Here is a 7629-nt window from a genome sequence, read left to right on the forward strand (position 1 = left end):
CTATAAGTAATTACGGCGTAGGCACAGCCTTACGCCGAAAGCACATAAACATAACTTATTCAGACTATATTTTTTGAAATTATTCAACTGCTTTAACCTCCTATCCGACTTTGATTCCTTTTGGCTGATTTTAATTGCTTGTTAGATAGTTATTTTAAAATTCTTCGCAATAAAAAACATGGTTAATGGTAAAGTATATTCAATACCTTATGGCTTCTATTCATGTTCGAGACTGGTTCGGGTCAACAGCGTTGCGCAACGCTGTTGAGTGGGAAGAATATCGAACTTGTCTGCCTTCCATCTGAACTATAATTAAAATTGCTTCCTTGAAAACAAATGAGGAATGAGTAAATTCATGAAGATTTTGGCATTATTCTTTTTTATTGCCGGCATAGTAAAAGGGAAAGGAGGCTTAATCAACATCAAAAATGAGTGCTATCGTTTTACGAGCATCTTAAAGTAGTTTCCATAAAAATGGCCTATTTTAAAAAAAGCAACCCTTTTCAAGATTGCTTTTTGAGTAATAATGTCGGGATGACTGGATTCGAACCAGCGGCCTCTTCGTCCCGAACGAAGCGCGCTACCGGGCTGCGCTACATCCCGCCCCATTTTAAATTGGCACAAAAATACAAATAAACCATTTTCATTTAAACCTAAATCCGGTTGATTGTTGTTAAACTACATTAATTTCTATTGTCGAAATTTCTTACTCATCTTGCAACCTGCTTATCTTTACCTTACCATGAAATACTATATTATAGCCGGTGAAGCCAGTGGCGATTTGCATGGCAGTAACTTAATAAAAGCCTTAAAACAAAAAGATGATGCTGCCCATATTCGATGTTGGGGTGGCCATTTAATGGAACAAGCAGGTGCCCAACTGGTTAAACATTATCGCAATTTGGCTTTTATGGGTTTTGCTGAAGTAATTAAAAACTTACCAACCATTTTAAAAAACATTGCTTTTTGTAAACAAGATATTATTCAATTTGCACCTGATGTTTTAGTGCTGATTGATTACCCGGGCTTTAATTTGCGCATTGCTAAATGGGCAAAAAAACAAAACATAAAAGTTGTTTATTATATTTCGCCACAGGTTTGGGCTTGGAAAGAAAATAGGGTTAAAGCAATGAAACAATGCATTGATAAAATGCTGGTAATACTGCCTTTTGAAAAAGAATACTATCATGAAAAATGGAATTGGGAAGTAACCTATGTTGGGCATCCGTTGGTTGAAGTGGTTGAACAATTTCAATTAACACATTCCGAAAAATTGGCTGCTTCAAAACCTATTGTTGCCATACTGCCGGGTAGCCGTAAACAAGAAATTGAAAAAAAATTACCGGTTATGTTGCAGGTTGCACAACATTTTCCTGAATACAGCTTTGCAGTTGCACAGGCACCCGGACAAGAAGAGGCATTTTATACCGAATTTTTAGCTCCTTACAAAAATGTGTTATTGGTTAAAAACAATACATACGGGCTGTTAAACAGTAGTGTTGCCGCCATGGTGACCAGTGGCACGGCTACCCTTGAGACGGCTTTGTTTGGTGTTCCGGAAGTGGTTTGCTATAAAGGCAGTACCGTTAGTTATGCCATTGCCAAAAGGCTGGTTAAAATTAAATACATATCATTGGTGAATTTAATTATGGATAAGCTTGTTGTTAAAGAACTAATTCAACATGAAATGAATGTGGAAAATATTGTAACCGAATTGAATGAATTACTAAATAACGCAGCTAAGACCCACGCAATGAAGCAGGATTTTTTGCAGTTGAAATTATTATTAAAAGCCGGTGGCAATGCATCAGAAAAAGCTGCACAATGGGTTTATCGTATGGCTAAGCATGCCGAATAAACTTATTGCCGTACAAGTGTGCGACGCAACGAAAGTTGAATAGTAGCATAGCTGCTGACTACATAATTACCCATTACCCTTTGCGTAATAAAGGAAGGATAACCAGTTTAATGAGCATTATAATTACCGCTACAATAAACATGAGTAATGAAATACGGTTCATGCCATGCATAAACTTTATATAGGTATTGCGAGGTTGGTTAGGATCGCGCTTTTTGATATATAGGTACTGTAATATTTGATTCCAAATGCCCATAATGATGTTTTGTATTGAAACAACCAATGTTGTTTTTTGTTGACTTATTGTTTTAAAATGGGTGCTAAAACTTTTAATTGCCCATCAATAGCATCGGCCTGATATTGTAAACCCAATATTTTAGCAATTAAGGGAAACACATGCACATTTTCAAATCCACGAATTTTGAATTGTTGCTTAAATGCGGGTCCCCAGGCATAAAAGGTAGCCCGCATTTCGGACATGTTATTATCATATCCGTGCTTGCCCGGTGTAATTTTACGGCTGCTTAAATTAAATACTTTAGGGTATTGCGGCACTAGTAAAATATCACCTACACGATTAAAATAATCGTTGGCGGCATTGTAATGCCAGTTTTCGGGAATTTCGTTGGCTAAGTAAACATTATACCCTGTGGCATTATTTTTTAAAGCTTTGTAAGTGGGCATAATAGCGTTTTTGTTTTTGGCATATAAATGCAATAACATATTGCTACGGGGAACAATGAAATTAGTGGTATCAACCTCAGCCGGCAAAGGAAGGGTATGGTTTACATCAACATCAACCATTCCATGGTCGGATAAAAATATATAATTAATGGGCAGGTTTAAAGGGGCTAGCGCCTCGTTTAATTTAGCAATGGCTTCATCTACAAACTGCACGGCATGGGCTGTTTCAGAGCTAAATACTCCATGCATGTGTTCCTCATGATCTACTTCGGGCAAATAAAAAGTAATGAAATGCGGTCTTTTTTCGGGGGGTAATTGCAACCAATTTTTTACGGCAGCTATACGCTGATCAATGCCAATTTTTTCATTATAAATGTAGTAATAGGTGGGTCTAACACCCTGAATGGCTGCCTCTGATGCCACCCAATAAAAACTGGCCGATAACATTTGTTGTTTTTCGGCTAATACCCACAAAGGTGTGCCACCATACCATGAGCTATCGGACACCTCATTTTTATTATCCATTGTGTATATTTTGTTTTTATTGGCATCGTAAAACGAATTATCCACCAACCCATTGTGCGCAGGATACATGCCGGTAATAATGGCATAATGGTTTGGAAAGGTTAGCGATGGATAACTGGGTTTCATGTACTCGGCTTGAACGCCTTGAGAACGAAAACGAATTAAATTATTTGCATGAAAACTATCGGCCAGGTCGTAACGAAATCCATCAGCTGAAATTAATATTACATAAGGTTTTTGTTGTTGTGTTATACTATTTTGGCGGCCGGGAACAATGTGTTGGGTAGTGTCTTGTGCAAATACCCACAAGCCTATCACTTGGGCAAATACAAATAGTAAGAACACTTTAGCACTTAATTTCATAATATATAATTTAACTGAATAGTTGGGAATTATTAAGGTAACCAATGCTGCAAAGAACGGGTAATTTGTTCAGTTTCTATAATAAACCCGTCGTGTCCATAGGTTGAATCAATTTGAATTAATGTGGCATTGGGCATGTGTTGTACCATGAATTGTTGTTCGGCTATGGGGCATAAAATATCGCTGGTAATACCAATAATTAAAGTGGGTATTTGTATTTGCTGCAACACCTGTATTAAATCGCCGCCACGCCCACGGGCCAAATGGTGGCTATCCATTGCTTTGGTTAATAACCAATAACTATAGGCATTGAAGCGATTCACTAATTTGTCGCCTTGATAGTTGATGTATGAAGAAGCTTTAAAGCCATCAATTTTTTCGGGATCGGGATCCGTTTGTTTTTGTTGAAAAGTTTCATAATTCCGATAGGTAAGCATACCAATTGCCCTTGCAGCTTTAAGTCCTTTTGCGCCGGCTTTTGCATGGGGTTGTTGCCAGGTGCAATCGGCTTCAATAGCTAAGCGTTGTGCGGTATGTACGGCCACTCCCCAAGCACTTTCAGAAGGGGATGTGGCAATTAAAAACAATTGTTGCACCACTTGTGGCTCCATTACTGCCCACTCTAATGCTTGATAACCGCCCATACTACCGCCCATTAGTAAATGAATACTTTCAATACCTAAATGTTTCCGCAATAGTATATGCGCCTGCACCATGTCGCGAATGGTTATGGAAGGAAAAGAAGCATAGTAAGGTCGTTGTGTTTGCGGATTGATGCTTAAAGGACCGGTGGTGCCATAACAGGAACCCAAAATATTGGCCCCTACAATAAAATGTTCATCGGGATTAATATAACACCCCTTGCCTACCAAACCTTTCCACCATTCTGCTGCGTCGGCATTGGCAGTAAGCGCATGGCATATCCATACTACATTGTTTTTTTGTGCATTCAAAGTTCCGTAAGTAGTGTAAGCTATTCTAATTCCGGGCAATATTGCTCCATTCTCTAAAACAAAATGATGCGGATACTCAAAAATATGCGTCATATTAATTCCGTATTTCAACAGCAAAATAAGTACATGATTAAATTACATTTGCATAAATCTTTTGAAGATGACAACAATTGCAATAAAAAGAGTGGATGATGCCTATGCATTTGAAGGAACGGATGCCAACGGACACACCATTCGAACCGATGGCGCCGTTGAAATTGGCGGACACAATAGTGGATTTAGGCCTATGCAAACTTTATTAATGGGTTTGGGTGGTTGTAGTGGGGTAGATATTGTTTCTATTTTAAAAAAACAGCGCCAGGAAATTGAAGATTTTTCCATGAAAATTGATGCAGAACGTGAACATGGTAAAGAACCTGCTTTGTGGAAGCACATACATATTCAATTTATTTTTAAAGGAAATATTGAAGTTGAAAAAGCTAAAAAAGCCTGCGCACTATCAATTGATAAATATTGTTCGGTAGCAGCTACCTTAAGAGCTGCGGGTTGCACCATTGAATGGGATGTAACGGTACAATAATCATAAACAAATAACAAAAGCGGTATGCAACAAAATAAAATTACACAAGCCATTCGCATTCAAACCGAACGTACTCCGGAAATGGAACATAGTACCCCTATGTTTTTAACCAGCAGTTTTTGCTTTAACGATGCAGAAAATATGCGGGCAGCATTTGCCGATGAAACGGACGATAACATATACAGCCGCTTTAGCAATCCAAATGTGCAGGAGTTGATTGATAAAGTGTGTGCATTAGAAGGTGCAGAAACCGGATATGCTACGGCTTCGGGCATGAGTGCTGTATTTGGTTCATTTATGGCGCTGTTAAAACAAGGCGACCATTTGTTGGCTTGCAACAGTATTTTTGGAAGTACACATACCGTAATTACCAAGTATTTAAATCGCTATGGCATTGCTTATAGTTACATCAATGCTACTGCCACTGAACAAGAATGGGCTGCCGCCATTCAACCCAACACAAAAATGATTTACGTTGAAACGCCCACCAATCCGGGGTTAGACATATTAGATTTGAAAATGTTGGGTAAACTGGCTAAGCAAAATGGCATTATTTTAAATGTTGATAATTGTTTTGCTACTCCATTAGTGCAACAGCCTATTTCTTTCGGAGCAGATTTAGTGATACATTCTGCTACCAAATGGATGGATGGACAAGGCCGTGTGTTGGGCGGAGTAATTGTAGGCAGAAAAGATTTGATAAAAGAAATTTATGCTTTTTGCAGAAGTACGGGACCTGCTTTATCACCATTTAATGCGTGGGTACTAAGTAAAAGTTTAGAAACGTTGGATGTACGTATGGAACGCCATTGCAACAATGCTCTTTACCTTGCCAGTGCATTACAACACAACAGTAAAATTGCTTTTCTAAAATATCCATTCTTACCCACTCATCCACAATATGCCATTGCTCAACAACAAATGCAAAATGGAGGTGGCATTATTTGTTTTGAACTGAAAGATGGTTTAGAAAGTGGAAGAAAATTTTTAAATGCATTGCAAATGCTATCATTAACCGCCAATTTGGGCGATAGCCGCAGCATTGCATCGCACCCGGCCAGCACTACACATGCTAAGCTTACAGAAGCTGAACGCCTGGCAGTGGGTATAACCCCGGGACTTATTCGCATAAGTGCAGGCTTAGAACATAAAGAGGATATTTTGAACGATATTGAACAAGCCTTACAGCAATGCTAATCCGTTACAATGGTTTATTACAAGTGGCCACTGCAATATTAGAATCGGCAGTGCCATAATATAACCACCATTTTTGTTGAAAATAAACCAGCCCTTCTATAAAACAAACATTATTTACTTGCCCGGTAATTTCGTAAGGCTCCGTAGGCTTCATAAAATAATGATTGAGCCTGTGTATTAATTGTACCGGATTGTTTGCATTGAATAAAGCCTGCCCGGAAGCATAGGTACCCTCGGGTAAATTTTTATCGCCAATGGCTGGAATATTTCTGCCATTGTACAGCAAGCGAATACCGTTAGGTGAATACATAGCAGCAGGCCCGGATTCTACCAAATCACTATCAAATTTTCCTTTTCGGGTGGGTAATACAATTTGCAGTTGTGGCATGTTGAATGCCTGACCTCTTAAAGCTACAGGCGGTTTCATACCTTTTGGCATTTCAATAGGTTGCCAGTTAATAAGGTCGGTTGAAGTAGCAGCCCAAATAAATTGGTCGCCCCAATACATCCAATATTTTCCGTTTACCTTGGTTGCAACAATGTTATTGGGTGAATAAGTTGCCACAATAGCGCCGGATTTAGACCATACATTTAAGTATTTACCGCTGTAAGCTTTTGCAAAGGCAGGGCCCTGTTTTTGCCAATGAATTAAATCGGTTGAGGTAGCCACCATTAAGCGTGCCAATTGCCCATCGAAAGCGGTGTAGGTTAAATAGTACGTACCATTGGCATCAGCAACAATGCGGGGATCTTCACAACCGCCTGGCCACTCATATGCCTTACAACCATCATTATCGGGAAACAATACCGGCTGTTGGCTGCGAGAAAAATGATGCCCATCGGTACTAACAGAAAGGCCTATACGTGATGTACCGGCACTATCCTGGGCTCGATATAACATATAAACAGTATCATTACGTATTATGATGGCAGGATTAAAAACATGCGCTGCTTCCCATTTAACGGATTGTTTGGTGATCGGGTCAATAAAATTGCTGTTACCGGGCGTAAGAATGGGATTGTATTGGTTTTCTTTTACAAAAGGCAAAAGCGCCCAATTATTTTGGGTTTGAAGGTTTTGTGCAAGTAGGTTTTGAGAAATGAATGGTAACAATAGAATTAATACACTGATATTGCCGAAAAAAAAATATTTATAGTGTTTCATTCCCCAAACTTACCAGTTTATTTTTGATTGCAAACAGTGCTAACCCTACCCTATTTTTAATTCCTAATTTTTCGGAAAGTGATTGCCGATAGTTTTCAACTGTACGTTCGGCAACACCCATTGTTTCAGCAATTTGCCGATAGGTTAATTCGGTTGCGCACAATCGTAAAAATTCCAACTCTTTTTGATTGAGGCCATATTGCTCATACCAATCTTCAATATGCCGACCGGATTTTAATGATTTAATAAGTTGATCGGAAACCAATTCATTACTGTAGAATCCATTTTGATGAATAGCAGTAAT

General features: G+C 38.8%; 8 protein-coding genes and 1 tRNA gene. 3 read left to right on the forward strand and 6 right to left on the reverse strand.

The features are described 5' to 3' along the window. Positions 1-529: 529 nt before the first annotated feature. Positions 530-603: transfer RNA gene (locus ACP5P5_RS00005), tRNA-Pro, on the reverse strand. Positions 604-742: 139 nt separating this feature from the next. On the opposite strand from ACP5P5_RS00005, the gene lpxB reads away from it, so the two are divergent. After that, complete coding sequence (lpxB, locus tag ACP5P5_RS00010; protein ID WP_428284069.1) at positions 743-1858, forward strand: lipid-A-disaccharide synthase; 1116 nt, start codon at positions 743-745, stop codon at positions 1856-1858. A 73-nt stretch (positions 1859-1931) separates the two neighbouring features. On the opposite strand, the gene ACP5P5_RS00015 is transcribed toward lpxB, so the two are convergent. The 3 genes from ACP5P5_RS00015 to metX are packed head-to-tail and all read right to left on the reverse strand — an operon-like array spanning position 1932 to position 4476. Further along, positions 1932-2114, reverse strand: coding sequence for a DUF6728 family protein (locus ACP5P5_RS00015; RefSeq protein ID WP_111294026.1), 183 nt, complete (start codon positions 2112-2114; stop codon positions 1932-1934). Between the two features lie 44 nt (positions 2115-2158). Further along, complete coding sequence (locus ACP5P5_RS00020; RefSeq protein ID WP_428284070.1) at positions 2159-3430, reverse strand: ectonucleotide pyrophosphatase/phosphodiesterase; 1272 nt, start codon at positions 3428-3430, stop codon at positions 2159-2161. 32 nt (positions 3431-3462) lie between these two features. Beyond that, positions 3463-4476, reverse strand: a complete 1014-nt coding sequence (gene metX / locus ACP5P5_RS00025) for a homoserine O-acetyltransferase MetX (RefSeq protein WP_428284071.1) — start codon at positions 4474-4476, stop codon at positions 3463-3465. A 67-nt stretch (positions 4477-4543) separates the two neighbouring features. Between metX and ACP5P5_RS00030 the strand changes: the two genes are divergently transcribed. Together ACP5P5_RS00030 and ACP5P5_RS00035 are read left to right on the forward strand one after the other, a co-directional pair. Continuing rightward, the gene (locus ACP5P5_RS00030) at positions 4544-4963 is read left to right on the forward strand and encodes an OsmC family protein (RefSeq protein WP_428284072.1); all 420 of its coding nucleotides are present in this window, start codon (positions 4544-4546) and stop codon (positions 4961-4963) included. A gap of 24 nt (positions 4964-4987) precedes the next feature. Then, positions 4988-6160 (forward strand): trans-sulfuration enzyme family protein, encoded by a 1173-nt coding sequence (locus tag ACP5P5_RS00035; RefSeq protein ID WP_428284073.1) that lies wholly within the window; start codon positions 4988-4990, stop codon positions 6158-6160. 4 nt (positions 6161-6164) lie between these two features. On the opposite strand, the gene ACP5P5_RS00040 is transcribed toward ACP5P5_RS00035, so the two are convergent. Continuing rightward, entirely contained in the window at positions 6165-7325 is a 1161-nt protein-coding gene (locus tag ACP5P5_RS00040) for a glycoside hydrolase family 130 protein (RefSeq protein WP_428284074.1), read from the reverse strand. Next, positions 7312-7629: response regulator transcription factor (locus ACP5P5_RS00045; protein WP_428284075.1), on the reverse strand; the 318-nt coding region annotated here is incomplete at its 5' end. The genes ACP5P5_RS00045 and ACP5P5_RS00040, both read right to left, overlap by 14 nt.

This window comes from Hydrotalea sp. (assembly GCF_049968455.1).
GTDB lineage: Bacteria > Bacteroidota > Bacteroidia > Chitinophagales > Chitinophagaceae > Hydrotalea.